Origin of the sequence: Pseudomonas muyukensis, assembly GCF_019139535.1 — a bacterium.
Lineage (GTDB): Bacteria > Pseudomonadota > Gammaproteobacteria > Pseudomonadales > Pseudomonadaceae > Aquipseudomonas > Aquipseudomonas muyukensis.
Window position 1 is genome coordinate 4,342,626 of the sequence record NZ_CP077073.1, and the last position, 24,047, is coordinate 4,366,672.

18 protein-coding genes are annotated in these 24,047 nt (G+C 65.5%); 10 read left to right on the plus strand and 8 right to left on the minus strand.

Translation table 11 applies throughout. From position 1 onward, the window contains the following. Window positions 1-172: 172 nt before the first annotated feature. The 3 genes from KSS95_RS19100 to KSS95_RS19110 all read right to left on the minus strand — a co-directional run bounded on the left by KSS95_RS19100 (window position 173) and on the right by KSS95_RS19110 (window position 6,561). Window positions 173-4,522, minus strand: a complete 4,350-nt coding sequence (locus KSS95_RS19100; protein WP_217848707.1) for an NEL-type E3 ubiquitin ligase domain-containing protein — start codon at window positions 4,520-4,522, stop codon at window positions 173-175. Window positions 4,523-4,617: 95 nt separating this feature from the next. Beyond that, window positions 4,618-5,640 (minus strand): AraC family transcriptional regulator, encoded by a 1,023-nt coding sequence (locus KSS95_RS19105; protein WP_217848709.1) that lies wholly within the window; start codon window positions 5,638-5,640, stop codon window positions 4,618-4,620. Window positions 5,641-5,697: 57 nt separating this feature from the next. Then, a complete protein-coding gene (locus KSS95_RS19110; RefSeq protein ID WP_217848710.1) occupies window positions 5,698-6,561 on the minus strand; it encodes a LysR substrate-binding domain-containing protein in 864 nt (287 codons plus the stop codon). A 114-nt stretch (window positions 6,562-6,675) separates the two neighbouring features. Here KSS95_RS19110 and KSS95_RS19115 point away from each other — a divergent pair, with 114 nt between their 5' ends. Both KSS95_RS19115 and phnX read left to right on the plus strand, forming a co-directional pair. Continuing rightward, window positions 6,676-7,782, plus strand: coding sequence for a 2-aminoethylphosphonate--pyruvate transaminase (locus KSS95_RS19115; protein ID WP_217848712.1), 1,107 nt, complete (start codon window positions 6,676-6,678; stop codon window positions 7,780-7,782). 33 nt (window positions 7,783-7,815) lie between these two features. Beyond that, entirely contained in the window at window positions 7,816-8,643 is an 828-nt protein-coding gene (gene phnX, locus KSS95_RS19120; protein WP_217848714.1) for a phosphonoacetaldehyde hydrolase, read from the plus strand. Between the two features lie 95 nt (window positions 8,644-8,738). Here the strand turns inward: phnX and KSS95_RS19125 are convergent, their stop codons facing one another. Then, complete coding sequence (locus tag KSS95_RS19125) at window positions 8,739-9,299, minus strand: NADPH-dependent FMN reductase (RefSeq protein ID WP_217848716.1); 561 nt, start codon at window positions 9,297-9,299, stop codon at window positions 8,739-8,741. A 158-nt stretch (window positions 9,300-9,457) separates the two neighbouring features. Between KSS95_RS19125 and KSS95_RS19130 the strand changes: the two genes are divergently transcribed. Then, entirely contained in the window at window positions 9,458-9,676 is a 219-nt protein-coding gene (locus tag KSS95_RS19130) for a hypothetical protein (protein ID WP_134692604.1), read from the plus strand. On the opposite strand, the gene KSS95_RS19135 is transcribed toward KSS95_RS19130, so the two are convergent. The 4 genes from KSS95_RS19135 to KSS95_RS19150 form a co-directional block, all read right to left on the minus strand. Further along, entirely contained in the window at window positions 9,660-11,891 is a 2,232-nt protein-coding gene (locus tag KSS95_RS19135; RefSeq protein WP_217848718.1) for an Orn/Lys/Arg family decarboxylase, read from the minus strand. The genes KSS95_RS19130 and KSS95_RS19135 overlap by 17 nt on opposite strands. A 91-nt stretch (window positions 11,892-11,982) precedes the next feature. After that, on the minus strand, window positions 11,983-12,738 hold the full coding sequence (gene dnaQ, locus KSS95_RS19140) for a DNA polymerase III subunit epsilon (RefSeq protein ID WP_217848720.1): 756 nt from the start codon (window positions 12,736-12,738) through the stop codon (window positions 11,983-11,985). A gap of 162 nt (window positions 12,739-12,900) precedes the next feature. Further along, entirely contained in the window at window positions 12,901-13,347 is a 447-nt protein-coding gene (rnhA, locus tag KSS95_RS19145; RefSeq protein ID WP_217848722.1) for a ribonuclease HI, read from the minus strand. A gap of 13 nt (window positions 13,348-13,360) precedes the next feature. After that, a complete protein-coding gene (locus KSS95_RS19150; RefSeq protein WP_217848724.1) occupies window positions 13,361-14,134 on the minus strand; it encodes a class I SAM-dependent methyltransferase in 774 nt (257 codons plus the stop codon). An 84-nt stretch (window positions 14,135-14,218) separates the two neighbouring features. Here KSS95_RS19150 and gloB point away from each other — a divergent pair, with 84 nt between their 5' ends. From gloB to KSS95_RS19185, 7 genes are all read left to right on the plus strand, one after another. Continuing rightward, a complete protein-coding gene (gloB, locus tag KSS95_RS19155) occupies window positions 14,219-14,998 on the plus strand; it encodes a hydroxyacylglutathione hydrolase (protein ID WP_217848726.1) in 780 nt (259 codons plus the stop codon). A gap of 100 nt (window positions 14,999-15,098) precedes the next feature. Beyond that, on the plus strand, window positions 15,099-16,529 hold the full coding sequence (locus tag KSS95_RS19160; protein ID WP_217848728.1) for a lytic transglycosylase domain-containing protein: 1,431 nt from the start codon (window positions 15,099-15,101) through the stop codon (window positions 16,527-16,529). Window positions 16,530-16,720: 191 nt separating this feature from the next. Beyond that, window positions 16,721-18,496 (plus strand): extracellular solute-binding protein, encoded by a 1,776-nt coding sequence (locus tag KSS95_RS19165; protein WP_217854037.1) that lies wholly within the window; start codon window positions 16,721-16,723, stop codon window positions 18,494-18,496. Continuing rightward, on the plus strand, window positions 18,493-20,325 hold the full coding sequence (locus tag KSS95_RS19170) for an extracellular solute-binding protein (protein ID WP_217848730.1): 1,833 nt from the start codon (window positions 18,493-18,495) through the stop codon (window positions 20,323-20,325). The genes KSS95_RS19165 and KSS95_RS19170 overlap by 4 nt, the downstream gene beginning before the upstream one ends. A gap of 1 nt (window position 20,326) precedes the next feature. Then, on the plus strand, window positions 20,327-21,400 hold the full coding sequence (locus tag KSS95_RS19175) for a microcin C ABC transporter permease YejB (RefSeq protein ID WP_038706480.1): 1,074 nt from the start codon (window positions 20,327-20,329) through the stop codon (window positions 21,398-21,400). 1 nt (window position 21,401) lies between these two features. Further along, a complete protein-coding gene (locus KSS95_RS19180; RefSeq protein WP_217848732.1) occupies window positions 21,402-22,421 on the plus strand; it encodes an ABC transporter permease in 1,020 nt (339 codons plus the stop codon). A 1-nt stretch (window position 22,422) separates the two neighbouring features. Beyond that, window positions 22,423-24,033, plus strand: coding sequence for an ABC transporter ATP-binding protein (locus KSS95_RS19185; protein WP_217848733.1), 1,611 nt, complete (start codon window positions 22,423-22,425; stop codon window positions 24,031-24,033). Window positions 24,034-24,047 lie beyond the last annotated feature (14 nt).

The following is a 24,047-nucleotide window of genomic DNA, read 5'->3' on the forward strand; positions in this document are numbered from 1 at the left end:
CCGCGGCAATGGCCAAAGCTGTCAATCTGGATGACCGGTTTGGCCGCTAGTGTGGTGTTCTGCAAATACGCCCCATAATTCGCACGTGTTTTTGTGCTCAAGCGAGGAGCGACAACGCCGCATGAGTGCAAAAAGCACCGCGAATCAGGGTCGTTATTTGCGAAGCACCACACTAGCGCCCCACAGCACGCTCCTCATCGCTCTGGATCCGCGCCATGCGTTGCATGAACTCCAAGGTCAGGCGCTCGCGCAACGGCTGTTGATCGGCTGTCGGCGCGAGCGCGGCGAACGCCGCCGCGTCGTAGCGCTCGAGGAACCGTTGCCAGAACAGCTGCCGGCACAGGCTTGCCGCCACCACTTCCGGCACGGCCGCCGCCTGCACTGCATCACGGGCGGCGCTCACCTGTGCCTCGCTCACGCTGGGCACCCCGATGCTGTAGAAACGGTTAGGCTGGAATGGCAAGTTCAACGCCCGTCGCAGCTTGACCCGATAGCACAGGGCAAGTGCCCTGCGACTGCTTTCGCCGAGCCCCGCGCGCGCCTGGATATCAGCCTGAACATGCGCGTGCAGGCGCTCCAGGCGAAACAGCCCCTTGCCCAAGCCCAGCAATTGCGCACCCGACATGCCCCCAGCCGAATCTGCGGCCCGGGCTTGGGCATGCAGTTGCAGCAACTGGCTGAAACAGCCGAGCAGCCGATTGCCATCGCCCAGCCCAAGGTCCGCCTCGCGCCTGGCGGCCGTCGCGAATTCAGGGTCGGCGCGCATCCGCGCAAGGATGGCCCACACCTGCCGCTCGAGCATCGCGCGCGGCCAGCTGTATTCGGCGACCTGCTCCAGCCCCTCCAGTAACGTGAACACCCCGGCATTGTGCTTCTCGGCCGATAATTCGTCCCACAGCGATCCGCGCTCGGCCTGCGAGCTGGCCTCGCCCACCCACCAGGCGCGCCCACTCTCATACTCAGGCTGCTCCAGGATCGGGTCCAGCGCCAGCAAGTTGGCAAGCTCGGTCATGCTCAGACGGTTGCCATCCACCAGGAACACCTCACGAAACACCTGCGGCATGCGCAGTATCGCTTCAGGCACGCCGCGCAAGGCGTTGTTGCGCAGGTCAACCAGCTTGAGCCCGCTGCATACCTCGATACCCGCAGGCCACGCGCGCAGCCCGCACCGACGCAGGCGCAGTTCGATCAACTGTGGCAAGTGATGGAAAGGCAGGTCGCCAGCAGCGGCCAAGGGATTGTCGCTCAGGTCGAGATGGCTCAGCAGCGGCAGGCGGCTCAACGATTCCAACGCTTGTGCGTCCAGGCGGATCTGGTTGTTCGCCAGCTGCAGGCGCCGCAGGTTGATCAAGTAGCCCAGGCCATCCGGGCATCGCAACAGATGATTGTCGCGCAGGTCCAGGCGCTGCAGATCGGTGAAGGCACGCAGGAACCCCGCATGCACATGGCTGATGGGCGTATCGGTGATCTGCAACGCTTTCACATGGAAGAAATCCACCTGCAACGGCAGCTCCGGCAAGGTCGCCACTGGCAGGTCGGTGAACGCCAGGTGCAGCCCCAGGCGTTGCCCCGCCACGTCGTTCATGTGCGACTCACCCAAGCCCCGCCAGGCTCGCAACAAACGCTCGGCGAACAGCTGGCGAGTTCGCCGCGAGGCATCGTCCAGGGCATAGCCAACCCATTGGTTGACTGATCGCGTCAATTGCTCGAGATCATCCTCGAGCGCCCACAACACCGCTTGTACGCGTACCCCCTGGCGCCATCTGATCTGCAATTCCAGTTCCAGCTGGGCATCGTTGAGCCCAGGAAAGTACTGGCGCAGCCCGTCACGCAGGATCGCGCGCTGCGAGACCCGCCCGGGGCCTCGCCCGCTGAGCAGGTAGCCCACCCGCCCATCGGCCAGCCGTTGGCCAGGGTTGAACCAGACGTGCTGGCCAGGCCAGCCCAGCAAGCGGGCGATACCCTGCTGGGTACCGGGCAATTGCGCCAGCAGTTTGTCGCGAAGCTGAGCGCCTGCCTGCTCGCCCTCCAGTTGCAGGCTGGCCGACAGGTTGCGCGCGGCCAGTACGTTGGCGAGGGCAGCGAAGAGGTCATCAGTCGCTGGCAGCTCGACGGCGTTGCCGGCATCGTCATACACCTTGAACTCGCCTTGGTCGCGCACCAGCACCCAATGGGCAATGTTTTCGTCCTCGGCGCCTGCCGTGGCCAGCACGTCTGCCTGGGCGATATCCCGGCTCAGGCTCAAGCGCAGGCCGTTGGGCTGCAACTTGTCGAGCAAGGTCAGCGCCAATACGCCCGTGTCATCGGCGTAGGCACTGCGCAGGTACAGGCCCGCCAGCATGCGATTGAGCCGGGCCATGCGCGACAGCGCCACCGCCCGGGCGTGCAATTCGCCAGGCAGGCGATCCTGCGCCAGCGCCTGCTCAGCTTGCGCCACGCCCACCTCCTCGGCCAGTGCCCGGGCATAGGCCTCAGGCAGCGAGGGGACGGCCTTGCACAACAGGGCGGCGAGTTCATTGTCGGTGGCCGGCAAGGCCAGCAGGTGGTCGAACAGCGCGCTACGCAACTCGGCCTGAAGGCCAGGGATATCGGCCGCTGTCGTGACCTGGGGCTGTGCCAGGCACCAGTGGAGCAACGGCTGCTCGGCAACTTCGCCGGACGCCGGATCCAGCGCGTGAAAGAATGCCTCGACCCGGGCATCCGCCGCGAAGCGCTCGAAGGTGTCGCGCAGGTTGATCGGTGTACGCCGGTTTTCGACCAGCAAGCCGCGCAACGCCTCTTCGTCGACCAGCGCCGCCTGCATGATCTGCCGCGCCTGGCTCGCCGTGCGGGGCTGCGCCGCTGGCCACAGGGTATCGAGCATGCGCGCGGCATCCGCCTCGCGCTGCACGCGCTGATACAACAATTGCCAACAGCGCTCGCCATTGTGCAACACGACCGGGGCATAGGCGTCCGCCCGCGAGGGGTGACGCAGCCGATAGGACCCGCCGGGCTCTGGTTGGTGCACCTCATAAAAGCGTTCACCTTGACGCAGCCAATGACGTTGGCCATCGCTGAACCGTCCGTCAGCCTGCAAGCTCAGGCCGGTCGGCGAGCTGGCATAGGGTTCCAGGTCGCTCGACCACAGGCGCAGCGTTTGGCCATCGCTGCTGCTCCACTCCAGTGCCTGCAGGTAGGCGCTACGCACGAACGACACCGCCGCCACGGTGGCTGCGGTTGCCGCCAAGGTGGCGGCCACGCCGAGCATATGCTCCAGCGCCTCGTGTTGATGCCCCTGGGACCATTGCGACACGCCTTCGAACACCTCGCCGACCGTCTGCGCCACCACGCCGGCCAGCAACAACGCGCCGACCACCGGGATGAACAAACCGGCAAGGTTGACCAGGCTCAGGCCCGCTGACTTCCAGGCAGCGTGGCGAGCCTGGACAGCCGCCGCATCGGCATCGGCGGTGGGCACCAGCAGCAGCCGCGCATCGTCCTTGAGCCGTTGCACCTGCTGGCGCGCCAGGGCCAGAAAGACATTGCCCGCCTGCACACGACCTTCCACGGCAAGATCGGGAAGCGAGTCTTGCAAGCGTGCCGCCAAGGTGCCGACAAACGCCGCCCGGTGTTCCAGGCTGACCAGCTGGGTGAAATGGTCGTGGTAGTCCGTATCCTTGAGCTCAGCGGCCAACGCCTGGTTCATCGCGGCGCTGGAGGCGTAACGGCGCAAGGCCTGGCGTGGATCGCAGGGCAGGTAGGCGATCACGCCGCGCTCCACCCCGGCGTGATCGCGCAGGTGGATCAACAGGCCATCGGCGACCGGTTGCCCCAGCACCTGCAACAGGCCTGGATAGCCTTTGAGTTCGGCCCGGGCATGCACCTGGCCGACATCGAGCACCTCGCGCAAAGCCAGCTGCTCTGCGCCACTGATCAGGCCCTTGAGCGCAGCCATCTCTGTTGCCAGGCGCAGGCCGGACAGCTTGTCATCGGCCAGCAACTGTTCGGTGGCCGGGTTGTAGATGCGCGCAAGTTCATCCTGGTACAGGCGACCGACATCCAGCGCTCGACAAACCTTGACCACCTCCTGCGCAGGCTTGGACAGCAGCTTGTCAGTACCGGCCATCACCAGCCCGGAACCCTCATAGAAACGGGTCCCCTGGGCAAAATTACCCATCAGCCGCAGCAGGCCGCTGGTTCGCGTTTCACGCTCGCCATAACTGGGCAGCGGCTGAGCGGTAATTTCAGGCGACACCGTCAACCACTGCAACTGCTCGAATGACACGCCATCGGGCAGCGGCGATACCAGCAGGCTGGCGAAATGGCGCTCGGCGAAACGCTGCAACGGTTGCAACTCGAGGGTGCGGGCGCGCAGCCGGGCCTGGCTTGCCTGATGCGCGTTCAACGCCTCGCGCAAGCGTTTGAGCTGGCCGCTTGAGGCCTGTTTCAGCCAGTGCGGCAGTTTCGCGCCGATGAACGCATCGAGGGCGTTGTCCTGCTCGGTGTCTACGGATTGAAGTTCATGGGGGGCCAGAGTTGGCATGGCGAGATCCTTTGCCGGTTGCGAAACCGCCATGCTCGACCACCCGGGCAGCGTTTATCAGCGGGAAACAGGGCGACTGCAAAGCTTCGCGGTGTTCAGCGCTCGCCGTCGCGGGTCAGGCTGAAGGCCCGGTAATGCCCTGGGTTGCAACCGAACCATTTGCGAAACGCCTTGTAGAACGAACTGCTGTCGGCAAACCCCAGCCGTTCGGCGATCTCCCCCATGGCCAGTTCATCCTGGCTCAGCCAGGCAATCGCCAGCTCCCGGCGCACGCTGTCCTTGAGGCCCTGGTACGTCTGCCCTTCCTCGGCCAGGCGGCGGCGCAAGGTCGAGGGCGACAGGCACAGTTGCCGCGCCAGGCCATCGCCGTCGGGCCATCGGCCCGGGTCCAGGCGCAGCAGGTCGGTGCGAATACGCCGCCCCAGGCTGGCCGGATCACGGTACTTGACCAGGATGTTGCCCGGCGCCTCGGCGAGAAAGCGCTGCAGCTCTTCGTCGCTGCGCCGTAGCGGCACGTCCAGGGCGTCGGTGGCGATGATCATCCGCGTGCGCGGGCGCTCGAACTGCAGGTTTTCCGAGAACATCACCCGATAATCGTCGCAAAACGGCGGCTCGGCGCAGCGCAGGTCGATGGCCAGGATCGGGATGCGCCGCCCCGCCAGCCAGCAGGCCACGCCATGCACGATCATCCAGAAGGTGAAATAGGTGAAGGCGCGACGCGGTTCATCACGTGGCTCATTGATGACGATCTCGGCCAGGCCTTCCTGGCGCACCAGGCCCGGTTGCAGGTCGTCGAGCATCAGCGACAGGAACGCCAACGCCGTTTCCAGCCCCGCGCCCAAGGTTGGCTGGGCCATGCTCGCCCGACACAGGAACGCCAGGCTGCCACTGCGCAGGCCGCGCGGATCCATGGCGAAGAACTCGTCGTTGCAGCGCCGCGCCAGCAAGCGCCAGAGCCGGGCATAGGACTCGGCGCTGACCCGCGCCGCGGGCAGGTGCAACTGCTCGACGGCAATGCCGGCGCGGGCCAGCAGGCCGGCATCGGGCTCGCCGTGCGGGCAGGTCTGCAGCAGGGCTTCACGCACCAGTTGCATGGAAATGGTGTCTTTCTCGCTCATCGACGGTCCTGTCGTTGCAGTGCCGGCCATCTTAGGCCGGGCCGTTGTAAACAGCCATCACAGGCCTGCGGCCAAACCCAGGAAGGCCTGGATCAGGCGCAGTTCCCGACGCCGCTCCAGGCAACCGACCAGGTGCTGGTTGACCAGCCCGGCCCCGCCCAGGGCGCGCGCTACCACCCGCGGGTCATGGGCCACCTCGGTGGACGACACCACGCCGATGCCCAACTGCGCCGCCACCGCCTCGGTGACCGCCTCGCGGCTGTCCAGCTCCAGCAGCACCCGCGGCTGCACGCGGGCATCGGCGCAGGCCTTGTCGAAGGTGCGGCGGGTGGTGGAACTGGGCTCGCGCAACACCATGATCTGCTTGTCCAGGCTGATCAGCGGCAAGTCGCCAGTGGCGCTGGCCCAGGGGTGCCCCACCGGCAGCAAGGCACACAGGCGTGACTCGCAGAGGTTTTGCAAATGCAGGCCCTTGCGCGGCTCGATCTCGGTCAGCACCGCCACGTCAGCATGTTCCGACAGCAAGGCGGCCAGGGTTTCCTGGGCGTTGCCCAAACGCAGGTTGACGGTGATACCGGGGTAACGCTCGCGCAGCTGCGCCAGCATCGGCATGACCCGGTGCGGCCCGTCGGCGGCGACTTCCAGGCGCCCGGTGAGCAACTGCCGGTTGGCCTCGAGCATCGCCTGGGCTTCCTCGGCCAGGCTGAACATGGCCCGGGTGATGGCCGCCAGGCGCGTGCCCTCCTCGGTCAGCTCGACCCGCCGGGCGGTGCGGCGCAGCAGGGTGATCTGGTAGTGCTCCTCCAGTGCCTTGACGTGCCCGGTGACCGCCGGCTGGCTGATGAACAGGCGCTCGGCGGCGCGGGTGAAGCTGCCCTCGCGGGCAACGGCGTCGAAGGCACGGAGCTGGAACAGGTTCATATCTATCGGCCTGACTTATGGCTGGCATATCTACAAACAATTTGATTGATGAGTCGGCGAATTGCAACCTAGCCCCCATAGTTTTCCAGCCCACCGCCTGTGAGGAACCACGGAATGAGCAACGCCCCGATCCTGCTGACCCCCGGCCCCCTGACCACTTCGCTGCGCACCCGCCAGGCCATGCTCGTGGACTGGGGCTCCTGGGACCGCGACTTCAACCAGCTGACCGCCAGCCTGTGCGAGCAGTTGCTGACGATCATCGACGGCGCCACCAGCCACCACTGCGTGCCCCTGCAAGGCAGCGGCACCTTCGCCGTGGAAGCGGCCATCGGCACCCTGGTACCCCGCAACGGCAAGGTGCTGGTGCTGATCAACGGTGCCTACGGCCAGCGCCTGGCGAAGATCTGCAAGGTACTGGGCCGCGCCTACAGCACTTTCGAGACCGCCGAGGACCAGCCGACCACCGCCGCCGACGTCGACCGCCTGCTGGCCGCCGACCCATCCGTGAGCCACGTGGCATTGATTCACTGCGAGACCAGCACCGGCATCCTCAACCCGCTGCCCGAAATTGCCCAGGTGATCCAGCGCCACGGCAAGCGCCTGATCATCGACGCCATGAGCTCGTTCGGGGCACTGCCCATCGATGCCCGGCAGATCCCCTTCGAAGCGCTGATCGCCGCGTCCGGCAAATGCCTGGAAGGCGTGCCGGGCATGGGCTTCGTCTTCGCCGAGAAAACCGCCCTGGCCGCTGCCGAGGGCAACGCCCACTCGCTGGCCATGGACCTGCACGACCAGCACGCCTACCTGGCCAAGACCGGCCAATGGCGCTTCACCCCGCCCACCCACGTGGTCGCCGCCCTGCACGAAGCGCTGCAGCAATACGCTGAAGAAGGCGGCCTGCCGGCCCGCCACCAACGTTACGCCGACAACTGCAAGACTCTGCTCGAGGGCATGGCCAAGCTCGGCCTGCGCAGCTTCCTGCCCGCCGAGATCCAGGCGCCGATCATCGTCACCTTCCACGCGCCGAACGATCCGCGCTACCAGTTCAAGGACTTCTACGAACGGGTCAAGGCCAAGGGCTTCATCCTCTACCCAGGCAAGCTGACCCAGGTCGAGACCTTCCGCGTCGGCTGCATCGGCGTGGTCGGCGCGGCCGGCATGCAAGCCGCCGTGGATGCCGTGGCCGACGTACTGCGGGAAATGGAAGTGCTGGATATCTGACCCCTGCCTACCCAATTCAAGGAAATTGCGCACATGAACTACAGCAACCCCACCCAGCTGCAAGCCGCCATCCTCGACTGGGCCGGCACCGTGGTCGACTTCGGCTCATTCGCCCCCACGCAGATCTTCGTCGAGGCCTTCGCCGAGTTCGACGTCCAGGTGTCCATCGAGGAAGCCCGCGGCCCCATGGGCATGGGCAAGTGGGACCACATCCGCACCCTGTGCGACGTGCCGGCAATCGCCGAGCGTTACCGCCAGGTGTTCGGTCGCACGCCGACCGACGACGACGTCACCGCCATCTACGAGCGCTTCATGCCGTTGCAGATCGAGAAGATCGCCCTGCACTCGGCGCTGATCCCCGGCGCCCTGGACACCCTGACCGGGCTGCGCCAGGACGGCCTGAAGATCGGTTCCTGCTCGGGCTACCCCAAGGTGGTGATGGACAAGGTGGTCGAGTTGGCCGCGCAGAACGGCTACGTGGCCGACCACGTGGTGGCCACCGACGAGACGCCGAACGGCCGCCCGTGGCCGGCCCAGGCGCTGGCCAACGTGATTGCCCTGGGCATCGATGACGTCGCCGCCTGCGTGAAGGTCGACGACACCGTGCCGGGGATTCTCGAAGGCCGCCGCGCCGGGATGTGGACCGTGGCGCTGGTGTGCTCGGGCAATGCCCTGGGGCTGACCTGGGAAGGCTACCGCGCCTTGAGTGCGGAAAAACTGGAGAGCGAGCGCAAGCGTATTCACGCGATGTTTGCAGGGTCGCGCCCGCACTACCTGATCGACACCATCAACGAGCTGCCCGAGGTGATCGCCGATATCAACCGGCGGTTGGCCAAGGGGGAGATGCCGCAGGGCGCCTGATCTTGATGTCGAGCATCATCGCGGGGCAAGCCCGCTCCCACGCCAGCCTGTCTGTGCTGGCGTGGGAGCGGGCTTGCCCCGCGATGCCTTGCGGCTCAGACCGCCCGGTTCAACTTCACCCACGAGGCAAACCTGTCGATAAAGCCCTGCAGGAACGGCCGGGTCTTGTCATTGAGCTTGCCGCTGTCATCGAACAAGCTCGCCGCGCCGCCGATATAGGCCTCGGGCATCTGCATGCAGGGCATGTCGAGAAAAACCAGCGACTGGCGCAGCGCATGGTTGGCGCCAAAACCGCCGATCGCCCCCGGCGACACGCTGGCCACCGCCGCTGGCTTGCCGCCCCACACACTCTGCCCATAGGGCCGCGATCCCACGTCGATGGCATTCTTCAACCCGCCCGGCACCGAACGGTTGTATTCCGGGGTGACGAACAGCACCGCGTCGCTGCGGCGGATCTCGTCGCGAAAACGCTTCCACGCCTCGGGCGCGCCTTCGGCCTCGACGTCTTCGTTGTACAGCGGCAGGTCGCCGATCTCGACGATCCTCAGGGCGAGGCTGGACGGCGCCAGCTCGGCCAGCGCGCGGGCCACCTTGCGGTTATAGGAATCCTTGCGCAGGCTGCCGACGACAACCGCTACCGAATAGACCTGGCTCATGGCGTTTTGCAACCTCTACTTGGGGATTGGGACCTAGTAGTTATAGATGACCGCTCCTCGGCCCCCGGTTTTTTTTCCACCTTGCAGAAAACTTCCCAGGCGTTTCGCTGGTCTATGGGTACAGACATTTCCTACACGTTTCAGAGGTTTCCACCTAAATGGCAGCAGTAATGGTCGGCCAGTTCCACGCCCGCGACGCCGAAGGCCGTATCTACCCCGTCCATGAATTCCAGGAGTCGACCCTGCAGGCCGACGGCAGCACCCTGGGCGCGCCGATCACCAGCTACCGGCTGGCCATCGGCGACCGCGTCAACCACCTGGGTGAAGATCGCTTCGAACTGGCCCAGACCGGCGTCGAGATCATCCGCATTCCTTGACGCAGTCCACCGTGTACAACTGCCCCTCGCGCTGCAGGCCGTGCACGTCGGCGAGAAAGCCCGGAAAGCCTTGATCGAAGGCGCGGGCGCAGGCCAGGTAGTCGAGGATCGCCCGGGTCGTCTCGGTAAAGCGTTCGCCCGGCATGATCAATGCGATGCCCGGCGGATACGGCACCAGCATCACCGCCGACACGCGGCCAAGCAGGTTCTCGATCGGCACTGCCTCAACTTCCCCGCGAACCATCTGGTCATAGGCGCTTGCCGGGGTCATCGCTACCTCGGGCAACACCGTGAACACCCGCTTGAGTTGTCGCGCGCTGGCATTGCCCTGGTAAAAGCCATGCAACTGCGCGCACAACTCGCGCAAACCCAGGCCCTGGTAACGTGACGGCTGCTCCGCCAGCACACTGGGAAGGCATTCGCCCAGCGGCGTGTTGCCGTCGTAGTGGCGCTTGAACTCCAGCAACTCGGTCAGCAAGGTGCTCCACTTACCCTTGGTGATGCCCATCGAAAACAGCACCAGAAAGCTGTAGAAGCCCGTTTTTTCCACCACCAGCCCACGCTCCCAGAGAAACTTGCTGACCACCGTCGCCGGAATGCCGTGCTCATCACTCGCCGGCATCACCAACGTGACCTTGAGCGGATCGAGCAGCACATAGTCGTCCCCAACCTCGGAGAAGCCGTGCCAGGGCGCGGCGCTGCGCAGTAGCCAGTCCGACGCTTGCAGGCCCTGACTGCCCTCCAGCACCGGCGGCTGCCAGATGCTGAACCACCAGTCATCGGCGGCGATATGCTCGCGCAGATTGGCCAGGGCGCGGCGAAAGCTCAGGGCCTCGTCGAACATCTCCTGCAACAGCGAACGCCCTGCCGGGCCCTCCATCATCGCCGAGGCCACGTCCAGCGAGGCGAGGATGCTGTACTGCGGCGAAGTGGAGATATGCATCATGAAGGCTTCGTTGAAACGGTCCCGGTCCAACTGGCGTTGCGCGCCGTCCTGCACGTGGATCATCGAGGCCTGGCTGAAGGCAGCCAGCAGCTTGTGGGTCGAATGGGTGCTGAACAGCAGCGGGTCGGTGGCAGCGCGCGGCGTGCCCATGGCATAGCGACCGGCGAAGAACTCATGAAACGCCGCGTAGGCGAACCAGGCCTCGTCGAAATGCAGTACCTCGACACTGGCACCAAGCAGTTGCTTGATCAGCCCGGCGTGATAGCACAACCCGTCGTAGGTAGAGTTGGTGACCACCGCCAGGCGGATCTTCGCCGGGCGGCCTTTGGCCAGCGGATGAGCCTGGACCTTGGCCTGGATCGACGCCGGGCTGAACTCGCTGAGCGGGATCGGCCCGATGATGCCCAGCTCGTTGCGCTCCGGGCGCAGGTAGATGGGGATGGCGCCGGTCATGATGATCGCGTGGACCACCGACTTGTGGCAGTTGCGGTCCACCAGCACCAGGTCGTCACGGCCCACCATGGCATGCCAGACGATCTTGTTGGCGGTAGAGGTGCCATTGATGACGAAGAAGCTATGGTCGGCGCCGAAGTTGCGCGCCGCCCGGGCTTCAGCGGCGGCCAAGGGGCCGGTGTGGTCGAGCAGCGAGCCCAGCTCGGGCACCGAGACCGACAGGTCCGAGCGCAGGGTGTTCTCGCCGAAGAACTGATGGAAGGCCTGCCCCACCGGGCTCTTGCGATAGGCCACGCCACCGCCGTGGCCCGGGGTGTGCCAGGAGTAGTTGGACTGCGCGGTGTGCTGCACCAGGGCCTTGAAGAACGGCGGCAGCAGGCCGTCGAGGTAGTTGTGCGCGGCCCGCGCCACCTGGCGGGCGAGAAACGGCACGGTGTCTTCGAACAGGTAGAGGATGCCGCGCAGCTGGTTGAGCTCGCCCATGGCCTCGGCCGGGGCGTTCTCCAGGGTCACCTGTTCGCCCAGGGCGAAGATCGGCAGGTTGGGCGCGCGCAGGCGGGCCAGGCCAATCAGCTCGGCCATGTTCTGCAGCAGCCGGCTGTTGTCGCCGGCCCCCTCGGCGGCGATCAGCATGCAGGCCAGGCCGTGGTGGGTGGCGGCCACCAGGCGCGCCTCGGCCTGGTCGGTGGCGGCGAGGATGGCGAAGCCGTCCTGGGCCAGCTCATCGGCGATGCCACGCACCCGCTCGCCGGCGACGCTGTCGGCCTTGATCGCCCGGTGGACGATGAGGATCGGGAACTTGAGGTCCTTGTACATCGGGCGACTACCTCTGCGGGTACTTTCCCTCAGGGTAGTTGATGCAATCGCTGCGACTTGTGCCCTGCGCTAGGCCGGAACTGTCAGTGGGTCAGCTAGCGGCGGGCTCGGTCAGCGCCTGCCACATCGCCGGCCCGCCGGCCGACTTGGCGATGGCGGCCAAGCGCTCGGCATGGGCTGCGAGCTCTTCCTCGCTGGCCATGATCACCCGCCCCGGCGCACGCCCGCTGATGCGACGGATCTCGCTGCCGGCACTGCCCTGGCCATCCTCGCCGCCGGCCCCCTCGCCGGCCAGCGACAGGCTGGTCTGGCCGCCGGTCATCGCCAGGTAGACGTCGGCCAGCAGCTCGGAGTCGAGCAGTGCGCCGTGCAGTTCACGGCCGGAGTTGTCGATGCCGTAGCGTTTGCACAACGCGTCAAGGCTGTTGCGCTGCCCCGGGTGGCGCGAGCGCGCCATCATCAGGGTGTCGAGAATGGTGCAGTGCTGGGTGATGTCGGCCCGGTCGTGCTGGCCCTGCAGGGCGAACTCGTTGTTGATGAAGCCGACGTCGAACGCCGCGTTATGGATGACCAGGGTGGCGCCCTGGATGAATTCGAAGAACTCGTCGGCCACGTCGCCGAAACGCGGCTTGCCGACCAGGAAGGCGTCGGTGATACCGTGAACGCCGATGGCGCCCTCGTCACTCTCGCGGTCCGGTTGCAGGTAGACGTGGAAATGCCGCCCGGTCAGGCGCCGGCCCATGACCTCGACGCAGCCGATCTCGACGATGCGGTGGCCTTCGCCCACCGGCATGCCGGTGGTTTCGGTATCGAGGATGACCAGGCGCTGGTCTTGCTGCTGTTCCACGCGGGGGACTCCAACTGGCGGTGCTTGAATTCGAAGCGGGAGTATACCGGAATCGGGGCCGCTTTGCGGCCCATCGCGGCTGAAGCCGCGCCTACAGAAAGCGCGCGGATCGGGGTAGGAGCGGCTTCAGCCGCGATGGGCTGCACAGCAGCCCCAATCGGATCAACGCTGAGCCCGAACCTCATCAACCCCACGATTGGCCAGCTGGTCGGCGCGCTCGTTGCCCGGATGGCCGATATGCCCACGCACCCACTTCCAGGTCACCTTGTGCCGGTTGACCTGCTCATCGAGCTGCACCCACAGGTCGGCGTTTTTCACCGGCTCCTTGGCCGCGGTCTTCCAACCGCGCTTCTTCCAGTTGGCCATCCATTCGTTGATGCCCTTCATGACGTACTGCGAGTCGGTGGTCAAGATCACCTCGCACTCGCGCTTGAGCGCCTTCAGGCCCTCGATCGCCGCCATCAGTTCCATGCGGTTGTTGGTGGTCTCGCGCTCGCCGCCCCACAGCTCCTTCTCGACGCCCTTGAAAACCATCAGCACGCCCCAGCCGCCCGGGCCAGGGTTGCCCTTGCAGGCACCATCGGTGTAGATCTCGACGCTATCGCTCATGTACCACTCGTGTTCAGTGCTTTTCGGAATCGGGATGGGCGGCGCTGCGGTTGACCTTGGCCAGCGGCAGCGGCAACAGCTTGCCCATTGGCTCGCGGCGCTCCAGGCGCAGCGGGCGCAGGCCCACCACCATCTTGCGTGCCACCAGCAGGTAGACCCCGCCGCCGGCACTTTGCCAGCCCCCGGCCACCCGCTCCCAGCCCGCCAGGCGTTGCTGCCAGGCCGGCGAGGCAAGCGGCGGACGATAGCACCCGAAGCGGCGTTTCTCCAGCGCAAAGCCCAGCAGGTTGAGCCAGTCGCCGACCCGCGACGGCGAGATGCAGCGGGCCTTGCGCAACGCGCCATGGCTGAAGAAATGGCGCAGGCCCCAGCTGCTCCAGGGGTTGATGCCGACGATCAGCAGGTGCCCGCCGGGGCGCACCGCGCTGGCTGCTTCGCGCAGCAAGCCATGGGGCGACAGGCTGAAATCCAGGCCGTGCTGCAGCACCACCACGTCGGCGGCATGCTCCGACAGCGGCCAGGCCTGTTCCTCGCAGACGATTTCCACCCCCGGCAACGGCGCGCCCAGGCGCACGTTGCGCTGCACCTGCGGGGCGCTGGGCGGAGGTTCGGCGCAGGGCCCGTAGTGCACCAGGTAACCGCCGAAGAAGCGTCGCAGCTCTTCTTCGAGCAACTGTTCCTCTTCCTTGAGCATCAACTGCCCAAGAGGCCCCTCGAACCAGTCGCGGGCCAGGCGGATCAGTTCGACCCAGTCGGGGTCGGCCTGGGCGAAGGCTTGGTCGGTCATTGCGTTCTCCCTCGAAGGTTCTCCGCGCGCGCCATCGCGGCTAAGATGCCGTCAATGTCCAGGCTTGGCGATACGGATCCGCACATGATACAGATCGATGCCCTACCCGCTTTCTCCGACAACTACATCTGGTTGTTACAGGATACTGCCAATCGCCGCTGCGCGGTGGTCGATCCCGGCGATGCCGGGCCGGTGCTGGCCTGGCTCGGCCAGCGTCGCGACTGGGTGCTGGAGGCGATCCTGGTCACCCATCACCACCATGACCACGTCGGCGGCGTCGAAGCCTTGAAGCAGGCCACCGGGGCCACCGTCTACGGCCCGGCCAGCGAGCGCATCCCGGCCCGCGACGTGGCCCTTGAGGACGGCGCGCAGGCCACGGCCCTGGGCCTGACCTTCGAGGTCATGGCCATGCCCGGCCACACCCTGGGACACATCGCCTATTACACTGCGCAATCGTCCACGCCGCTACTGTTCAGTGGCGACACCCTGTTCGCCGCCGGCTGCGGCCGCCTGTTCGAAGGCACGCCCGAGCAGATGCACCAGTCGCTGCAACGCCTGGCCGCGCTGCCCGCCGCCACCGAAGTGTACTGCGCCCACGAATACACCCTGAGCAACCTGCGTTTCGCCCGCGCCGTGGAACCCGACAGCGCGCACGTTCGCCAACGGTTCGAGGACGTTACCCGGTTGCGCGCCGACAATCGCATCAGCTTGCCCTCAACCATCGGCCTGGAACGCCTGACCAACCCCTTCCTGCGCACTGCTGAAACATCCGTTAAACAAAAAGCAGACGAATGGAAGGGACATTCCAACCCAAGCCAAGCCACTGTTTTTGCTGCCTTGAGGTCTTGGAAGGACGTGTTCTGATAACCCCACGATATATCGCAATGTGAGCCAAAAGGTTGACCCAGCCGGGGCCGGTTTCTAGAATCGCCGAACTTTTTTGCCCGGATAACCGTCCCCGCCGATGTCTTCCCGTAGCCGCAGAACCGCTCATTCGGTCGCCTTGACGCGACTGGCACAGATCAGTGCACTGGCGCTGGCCGCCACCCTGGTCGGCTGCCAGAGCACCCGTCAGCTCGACGAATCCGACAGCGTTCGCGCGCACAGTTACCAGGCGCGGATCAAGCACAAGCCCGCCCCGCTGGTGGTCAAGGCCAAAGAGCAGGCACCGCCGCAGGACGTCTGGGAGCGCATGCGCCAGGGCTTCGCCCTGCAGGACGGCATGGACGTCAACCCGCGTATCGAGCAACAGCGCCTGTGGTTCGCCAGCAACCCGTCGTTCCTCGAGAACGCCGGCGAGCGCGGCAGCCTCTACCTGCACTACATCGTCGAGCGCCTCGAAGAGCGCGACATGCCGCTGGAGCTGGCCCTGCTGCCGGCCATCGAAAGCGCCTACAACCCGATGGCCTATTCCCGCGCGCATGCCGCTGGCATGTGGCAGTTCATCCCGTCCACCGGGCGCCACTTCAACCTGCGCCAGACCAACTTCTACGACGGGCGCCGCGACGTCACCGCCTCGACCAACGCCGCGCTGGACTACCTGAACCGCCTGCACGACATGTTCAACGGCGACTGGCTGCTGGCCCTGGCGGCCTACAACGCCGGCGAAGGCACCGTCAGCCGCGCCATCGAGCGCAACGAGCGCCTGGGCCTGCCGACCGACTACTGGAACCTGCCGCTGCCGCAGGAAACCCGCGACTACGTGCCCAAGCTGCTGGCCCTGTCGCAGGTGGTCAACACCCCCGAGGCCTATGGCGTCAACCTCAACCCGATCGCCAACGAGCCGTACTTCGAAGCCGTGGCCATCAACGACCGCCTCGACCTGTCCCGCGTGGCAGCCTTCGCCGACATCGACGAAGACGAGCTGATCCAGCTCAACCCGGCCTTCAAGAAGCGCATGACCGTGGATGGCCCGCAGCAACTGCTGGTGCCCACCGCCAAGGCGCAACTGCTGAGCGACCGCATGTCCAACCTCAAGCCCGAGGAACTGGTCAGCCTGCAACCGAACAAGGCAGTGTTCCAGGCCGCACTGGCCGAGGCCAAGGCGCCGGCGGCGCGCAGCTACCGGGTCAAGCGCGGCGACAACCTGGGCAGCATCGCCAAGGCCAACCGGGTGTCGGTCAAGCAGTTGCAAAGCTGGAACCGCATCCGCGGCAACAACCTCAAGGTCGGCCAGGTGCTGGCCCTGCGTGGCGGCAGCGCGCCCAGCGCGGCGGCCAACCGCGTGGCTGCTGCCAAGCAGCGCTCTACCCAGTACAAGGTGCGCAAGGGCGACTCGTACTACCTGGTGGCCAAGCGCTTCAACGTCGAGATGAAACACCTCAAGCGCTGGAACCCACGCACCGGGCATGCGCTCAAGCCAGGCCAGACGCTGACCGTCTACCTGTCGCGTTGATGTGAATTTCGGGGGGCGCTTCGCGCCCCCATTGCAGCCACCCCCACCCGCCCTGCCCCAGCCCTTTTTCCATTCCAGACAAGCTGTTACTGTACCCCGAACCCAGCCCAACGCCTTCTGGATCGGATGCCGACTTGATACGTCCCCTCCTGCTGTCAACCAGCCTGGCCTTGAGCTTCCCCGCCGTCGCGATGGTGAGCGAAAGCCACGGATACGCGCAGTTCGGCACGCTCAAGTACCCGGCCAGCTTCACCCACTTCGACTGGGTCAACCCGCAAGCCCCTAAAGGCGGCACCTTGCGGGCCATGGCCTTCGGCACCTTCGACACGCTCAACCCCTACACCTTCAAGGGCTCGAGCCCGGTCACCACGCCCAACTTCCTACAGTACGGCATCAACGAGCTCAACGAGCCGCTGATGGTCGGCACCGGCATGTACGACCCCTCCGGTGACGAGCCCACCTCCAGCTACGGCCTGATCGCCCGTTCGGTCGAGTACAGCGAGGACCGCAGCTGGGTGGTGTTCAACCTGCGCCCCGAGGCGCGCTTCCACGACGGCGTGCCGATCACCGCCGCCGACGTCGCCTTCAGCTACCGCACCCTGCTCAAGGACGGCCACCCGATCTACCGCACCAACCTGCAGGAAGTGGCCCGGGTCGACATCCTCGGCCCCCTGCGCATTCGCTTCGTATTCAAGCGCGCCGGTAACCCGCTGCTGATTCTGCGTTTGGGCGAGATGCCGGTGCTGCCCAAGCACTACTGGACCAAGCGCGATTTCAAGGCCACCACCTTCGAGCCGCCGCTGGGCAGCGGCCCCTACCGCATCGCCGAGGTGCAGCCGGGTCGGCGCCTGGTGTTCGAGCGGGTGAAGCACTACTGGGGCAAGGACCTGGCCGTGAACCGCGGCAAGTACAACTTCAAGCGCGTCGAGTACGAGTTCTACCGCGACGCCACCGTGGCCTTCGAAGCGTTCAAGGCCGGTGAGTTCGACATCTACATCGAGCACCAGGCAAAGAACTGGGCCAACGGCTACAACTTCCCCGCCGTGCGCCGCGGCGAGGTGATCAAGGCGCAGATCCCGCACCAGATCCCCACGCAGACCCAGGGCCTGTTCATGAACAGCCGCCGCGCCGCGTTCAGCGACCCCCGTGTGCGCCAGGCCCTGGGCCTGATGCTCGACTTCGAGTGGACCAACCGCGCCCTGTTCAACGGCGCCTATCGGCGCGCCACCAGCTACTACCCCAACAGCGAGTTCACCGCCAGCGGCCTGCCAACCGGCAAGGAGTGGCTGCTGCTCAAGCCGTTCCGCGACCAGTTGCCGGACAAACTGTTCACCCAGCCCTACCAGGTCAGCCACACCGACGGCAGCGGCATCAGCCGCCCGGCCCTGCGCCAGGCCCTGGCGTTGTTCGCCCAGGCCGGCTGGAAGCTCAGCGGCCAGCGCCTGGTGGACAGCAAGGGCCAGCCGTTCCAGATGGAACTGCTGCTGGTGAACCCCAACCTCGAACGCATCCTGCAACCTTATGTCGAAAATCTGGCTAGCATCGGCATCGATGCACGCTTGCGCACCGTGGACCGGGCCCAGTACAAACAACGGCTCGACCAGTTCGATTTCGACATGATCCTGATGACCCTCAACCAGACCCTGAGCCCGGGCCTCGAGCAGTGGCTGTATTTCCACTCCAGCCAAGCCGCCACCAAGGGCAGCAAGAACTATGCTGGCGTGAAGGACCCGGTGGTCGACCACCTGCTCGACACCCTGCTCGCCGCCCGCAGCCGCGATGACCAGGTGGCCGCCGCCCGCGCCCTGGACCGCGTGCTCTCATGGCAGTACTACATGATCCCCAACTGGTACCTCGACAATCACCGCCTGGCCTACCGCAACCGGTTCGCCTTCGTCGCCACCCCGCCCTACACGCTGGGGCTGAACAGCTGGTGGATCAAGCCGACCTCGGAGAAAGCCAAATGACGCCCACTCTGCGCCACCTGGCCGCCAGCCTGCTGCTGGCCTGCCTCACGCTCCCGGCCGTGGCCGCCCCGCAGCACGCCCTGACCCTGTACGACGAGCCACCGAAGTACCCGGCCAACTTCAAGCACTTCGAATATGTGAACCCCGACGCGCCCAAGGGCGGCACGTTCCGCCAGTCCAGCTTCGGCGGCTTCGACAGCCTCAACCCGTTCATCAACAAGGGCGTGCCCGCGGAAAACATCGGCAGCATCTACGACACCCTGATGCGCCAGAGCCTGGACGAGCCGTTCACCGAGTACGGCCTGGTCGCCGGCAAGATCGAAAAGGCCCCGGACAACAGCTGGGTGCGCTTCTACCTGCGCCCCGAGGCCCGCTTCCACGATGGCCACCCCATGCGCGCCGAAGACGTGGTGTTCACCTTCAACGCCCTGATCAAGGACGGCGCGCCGCTGTACCGCCAGTACTACGGCGATGTCGCCGAAGTGGTCGCCGAAGACCCGCTCAGGGTGCTGTTCAAGTTCAAGCACGGCAACAACCGCGAACTGCCGCTGATCCTCGGCCAACTGCCGGTGCTGCCCAAGCACTGGTACGAGGGCCGCGACTTCAACCGCGGCAACCTGGAAATCCCCCTGGGCAGCGGCCCCTACCAGGTCAGCGAAGTGAAGGCCGGTCGCTCGATCCGCTATGAGCGGGTCAAGGACTACTGGGCCAAGGACCTGCCGATCAACCGCGGCCTGTTCAACTTCGACGTGATGACCTTCGATTCGTACCGCGACAACACCGTCGCCCTCGAAGCGCTCAAGGCCGGGCAGTTCGACTACGCCCTGGAGGTGAGCGCGAAGAACTGGGCCACCGCCTACGACGTGCCTGCCGTGCGCGACGGCCGCCTGATCAAGGAAGAGATCCCCAATGGCAACCCGGTGGGCATGCAGGGTTTCATCTTCAACCTGCGCAAGCCGCTGTTCCAGGACGTGCGTGTGCGCCACGCCATCAGCCTGCTGATGGACTTCGAATGGACCAACAAGCAGCTGTTCAACGGCGCCTACACCCGCACCGACAGCTACTTCGAGAACTCCGAGATGGCCGCCAGCGGCCTGCCCACCCCGGCCGAGCTGAAGATCCTCGAGCCCCTGCGCGGCAAGGTGCCCGACGAGGTGTTCAACGGCGCCTTCCATAACCCGGTCACCGACGGCAGCGGCATGATCCGCGAGCAGCAGCGCCAGGCCTACAAGCTGCTGCAGGAGGCCGGCTGGAAGATCGTCGACGACAAGATGGTCGACCAGAACGGCAAGCCGGTCACCATCGAGTTCCTGCTTGCCCAGACCCAGTTCGAGCGCGTGCTGCTGCCGTTCAAGCGCAACCTCGCCGACCTGGGGATCAACTTCGAGCTGCGCCGGGTGGACGTGTCGCAGTACATCACCCGCCTGCGCTCGCGCGACTACGACATGATCGTCGGCGGCTTCGCCCAGTCCAACTCCCCCGGCAACGAGCAACGCGAGTTCTGGTCCAGCGCCGCCGCCGACAACCCCGGCAGCCGCAACTTCATCGGCCTGCGCGATCCGGCCATCGACCAGCTGGTGGAGCAGTTGATCAACGCCGACTCGCGCCAGAGCCTGATCGACCACTGCCGCGCCCTGGACCGCGTACTGCTGTGGGGCTACTACGTGATCCCCAACTGGCACATCAAGACCTCCCGCGTGGCCTACTGGAACCACATCGGCCATCCGGCCAAGTCGCCCAAGTACGACGTTGGTATCGACACCTGGTGGATCAAGCCCGACGTCTCCCCCGCGGTAAGCGAAGCGCCTGTCGCAGAAGAGGCCAACTGACATGCTGGCCTATATCCTGCGGCGCCTGCTGCTGATCATCCCCACCCTGTTCGGCATCCTGATCATCAACTTCATCATCGTCCAGGCCGCCCCAGGCGGCCCGGTGGAGCAGATGATCGCCAAGCTCGAAGGCTTCGACGGCGCCACCAGCCGCATCGCCGGCGGCGGCGCCGAGGTGTCGGTGGCCGGCTCCAACTACCGTGGCGCGCAAGGGCTGGACCCGGCGCTGATCGCCGAGATCGAGCGCATGTACGGCTTCGACAAGTCGGCGCCCGAGCGGCTGTGGATCATGGTCAAGAACTACGCCCAGCTGGACTTTGGCAACAGCTTCTTCCGCGACGCCAAGGTCATCGACCTGATCGCCGAGAAGATGCCCGTGTCCATCTCGCTGGGGCTGTGGAGCACGCTGATCATGTACCTGGTGTCGATCCCCCTGGGGATCGCCAAGGCCGTGCGCCACGGCAGCCATTTCGACGTGTGGACCAGCTCGGCGATCATCGTCGGCTACGCCATCCCCGCGTTCCTGTTCGCCATCCTGCTGATCGTGCTGTTCGCCGGTGGCAGCTACTTCGACTGGTTCCCGTTGCGCGGGCTGACCTCCAACAACTTCGACGAGCTCAGCACCACCGGCAAGGTGCTCGACTACTTCTGGCACCTGGTGCTGCCGATCACCGCGCTGGTGATTGGCAACTTCGCCACCATGACCCTGCTGACCAAGAACAGCTTCCTCGACGAGATCAACAAGCAGTACGTGGTCACCGCCAAGGCCAAGGGCCTGAGCCGCACCCGCGTGCTCTATGGCCACGTGTTCCGCAACGCCATGCTGCTGGTGATCGCCGGCTTCCCCTCGGCGTTCATTGGCATCTTCTTCACAGGCTCCCTGCTGATCGAGGTGATCTTCAGCCTCGACGGCCTGGGCCTGATGAGTTTCGAAGCGGCGATCAACCGCGACTACCCGGTGGTGTTCGGCACCTTGTTCATCTTCACCCTGCTGGGGTTGGTGGTGAAGCTGATCGGCGACCTCACCTACACCCTGGTCGATCCGCGCATCGACTTCGCCAGCCGGGAGCACTGACATGGCCCTGTCCCCTCTCAATCGCCGGCGCTTCGAGCGTTTCAAGGCCAACCGCCGTGGCTGGTGGTCGCTGTGGTTGTTCCTGGTGCTGTTCACCCTGAGCCTGGGCGCCGAGTTCATCGCCAACGACAAGCCGATTGCCGTGCGCTATGACGGCCAGTGGTACTTCCCCGCGTTCAAGCGCTACCCCGAGACCACTTTCGGCGGCGAATTCCCGCTGGAGGCCAACTACAAGAGCCCGTACATCCGCGAATTGCTGGCCAAGAAAGACGCCTTCGTGCTGTGGGCGCCGATCCCCTACAGCTACCAGAGCATCAACTACGACCTGAAGGTGCCCGCCCCCGCGCCGCCCTCCACCGACAACCTGCTGGGCACCGACGACCAGGGCCGCGATGTGCTGGCCCGGGTGATCTACGGCTTCCGCATCTCGGTACTGTTCGCCCTGACGCTGACCATCGCCAGCTCGATCATCGGCGTGATCGCCGGCGCCTTGCAGGGCTTCTATGGCGGCTGGGTCGACCTGGCCGGCCAGCGCTTCCTGGAGATCTGGTCCGGCCTGCCGGTGCTGTACCTGCTGATCATCCTCGCCAGTTTCGTGCAGCCCAACTTCTGGTGGTTGCTGGGCATCATGCTGCTGTTCTCGTGGATGAGCCTGGTGGACGTGGTGCGCGCCGAGTTCCTCCGCGGGCGCAACCTTGAGTACGTGCGCGCCGCCCGCGCGCTGGGCATGCGCAACGGCCCGATCATGTTCCGGCATATCCTGCCAAACGCGATGATCTCGACCATGACCTTCATGCCGTTCATCCTCACCGGCGCCATCGGCACCCTCACCGCCCTGGACTTCCTCGGCTTCGGCCTGCCCGCAGGCTCCCCCTCGCTGGGCGAGCTGGTGGCCCAAGGCAAGTCCAACCTGCAAGCCCCGTGGCTGGGCATCAGCGCCTTCGCCGTGCTGGCGGTGATGTTGAGCCTGCTGGTATTCATCGGCGAATCCGCCCGCGACGCCTTCGACCCGAGGAAATGACATGAGCCAAGACACCCTGATCGAAGTCCGCGACCTGGCGGTGGAGTTCGTCACTGGCGAGCAGGTCAACCGCGTAGTCGACGGCATCAGCTTCGACATCCGCAAGGGCGAGACCCTGGCCCTGGTTGGCGAAAGCGGCTCGGGCAAGTCGGTGACCGCCCACTCGATCCTGCGCTTGCTGCCCTACCCGCTGGCGCGGCATCCCAGCGGCAGCATCCAGTACGGCGGCAAGGACCTGCTGCACTTGGGCGAAAAGCCCATGCAGCGCATTCGCGGCAACCGCATCGCGATGATCTTCCAGGAACCGATGACCTCGCTGAACCCGCTGCACAGCATCGAGAAGCAGATCAACGAGATCCTCTTGCTGCACAAGGGCCTCACCGGCAAGGCCGCCACGGCGCGCACCCTGGAGCTGCTGGAACTGGTCGGCATTCCCGAGCCGCACAAGCGCCTGAAAGCCCTGCCCCACGAGCTGTCCGGTGGCCAGCGCCAGCGGGTGATGATCGCCATGGCCCTGGCCAACGAACCCGAACTGCTGATCGCCGACGAACCCACCACGGCGCTCGACGTGACCGTGCAGTTGAAGATCCTCGACCTGCTCAAGTCGTTGCAGGCGCGCCTCGGCATGGCCTTGCTGCTGATCAGCCACGACCTCAACCTGGTACGCCGCATCGCCCACCGCGTGTGCGTGATGCAGTGCGGCAAGATCGTCGAGCAGGCCGATTGCGCCACGCTGTTCAGCAAACCGCAGCATCCGTACACGCAGATGTTGATCAATGCCGAGCCCAGCGGGGCACCGGCTGCGAACGCCGAAGGCGCGCCGTTGCTGGAGGTGAAGGACTTAAAGGTGTGGTTCCCAATCAAGAAGGGGCTACTGCGCCGCACCGTGGACCATGTGAAGGCAGTGGACGGGGTGAACTTCAGCCTGCCCCAGGGGCAGACGCTGGGCATCGTTGGCGAGAGTGGCTCGGGCAAGTCCACCTTGGGGCTGGCCATCTTGCGGTTGATATCCAGCCAGGGCGGGATTCGCTTCCATGGGCAGAATCTTGAGGGGCTGAACCAGAAGGAAGTGCGGCCGCTGCGGCGGGAGATGCAGGTGGTGTTCCAGGACCCCTTTGGCAGCCTGAGCCCGCGCATGTGCGTGGCGGATATCGTTGGCGAGGGGTTACGGATTCACAAGATCGGCACGCCGGCTGAGCAGGAAGCGGCGATTATTGCGGCGTTGGAGGAAGTGGGGCTGGATCCGCGGACGCGGCATCGGTATCCCCATGAGTTTTCTGGCGGGCAGCGGCAGCGGATTGCGATTGCTCGGGCGTTGGTGTTGAAGCCGGCGCTGATTTTGCTGGATGAGCCGACCTCGGCGCTGGATCGGACGGTGCAGCGGCAGGTGGTCGAGCTTTTGCGGAATTTGCAGGTTAAGTACAACCTCACCTACCTGTTCATTAGTCATGACCTGGCAGTGGTCAAGGCGTTGAGTCATCAATTGATGGTGATCAAGCATGGGCAGGTGGTGGAACAGGGGGATGCGGGGGCTATATTTCATGAGCCGAAGCATGGGTATACGAGGCAGTTGTTGGAGGCGGCGTTTTTAGAAGCGACAACAACTGCTTGAGACCAAAAAAACCC

Excerpts from the sequence above, each read along its gene's own strand:
- KSS95_RS19175 (WP_038706480.1), top strand. The coding sequence starts at position 20,327 with ATGCTGGCCTATATCCTGCGGCGCCTGCTGCTGATCATCCCCACCCTG.
- gloB (WP_217848726.1), top strand. The coding sequence starts at position 14,219 with ATGATACAGATCGATGCCCTACCCGCTTTCTCCGACAACTACATCTGG.
- KSS95_RS19135 (WP_217848718.1), bottom strand. The coding sequence starts at position 11,891 with ATGTACAAGGACCTCAAGTTCCCGATCCTCATCGTCCACCGGGCGATC.
- KSS95_RS19100 (WP_217848707.1), bottom strand. The coding sequence starts at position 4,522 with ATGCCAACTCTGGCCCCCCATGAACTTCAATCCGTAGACACCGAGCAG.
- KSS95_RS19170 (WP_217848730.1), top strand. The coding sequence starts at position 18,493 with ATGACGCCCACTCTGCGCCACCTGGCCGCCAGCCTGCTGCTGGCCTGC.
- KSS95_RS19160 (WP_217848728.1), top strand. The coding sequence starts at position 15,099 with ATGTCTTCCCGTAGCCGCAGAACCGCTCATTCGGTCGCCTTGACGCGA.
- KSS95_RS19105 (WP_217848709.1), bottom strand. The coding sequence starts at position 5,640 with ATGAGCGAGAAAGACACCATTTCCATGCAACTGGTGCGTGAAGCCCTG.
- KSS95_RS19165 (WP_217854037.1), top strand. The coding sequence starts at position 16,721 with ATGGTGAGCGAAAGCCACGGATACGCGCAGTTCGGCACGCTCAAGTAC.
- KSS95_RS19110 (WP_217848710.1), bottom strand. The coding sequence starts at position 6,561 with ATGAACCTGTTCCAGCTCCGTGCCTTCGACGCCGTTGCCCGCGAGGGC.
- KSS95_RS19125 (WP_217848716.1), bottom strand. The coding sequence starts at position 9,299 with ATGAGCCAGGTCTATTCGGTAGCGGTTGTCGTCGGCAGCCTGCGCAAG.
- KSS95_RS19180 (WP_217848732.1), top strand. The coding sequence starts at position 21,402 with ATGGCCCTGTCCCCTCTCAATCGCCGGCGCTTCGAGCGTTTCAAGGCC.
- KSS95_RS19185 (WP_217848733.1), top strand. The coding sequence starts at position 22,423 with ATGAGCCAAGACACCCTGATCGAAGTCCGCGACCTGGCGGTGGAGTTC.
- KSS95_RS19150 (WP_217848724.1), bottom strand. The coding sequence starts at position 14,134 with ATGACCGACCAAGCCTTCGCCCAGGCCGACCCCGACTGGGTCGAACTG.
- KSS95_RS19130 (WP_134692604.1), top strand. The coding sequence starts at position 9,458 with ATGGCAGCAGTAATGGTCGGCCAGTTCCACGCCCGCGACGCCGAAGGC.
- KSS95_RS19115 (WP_217848712.1), top strand. The coding sequence starts at position 6,676 with ATGAGCAACGCCCCGATCCTGCTGACCCCCGGCCCCCTGACCACTTCG.
- rnhA (WP_217848722.1), bottom strand. The coding sequence starts at position 13,347 with ATGAGCGATAGCGTCGAGATCTACACCGATGGTGCCTGCAAGGGCAAC.
- phnX (WP_217848714.1), top strand. The coding sequence starts at position 7,816 with ATGAACTACAGCAACCCCACCCAGCTGCAAGCCGCCATCCTCGACTGG.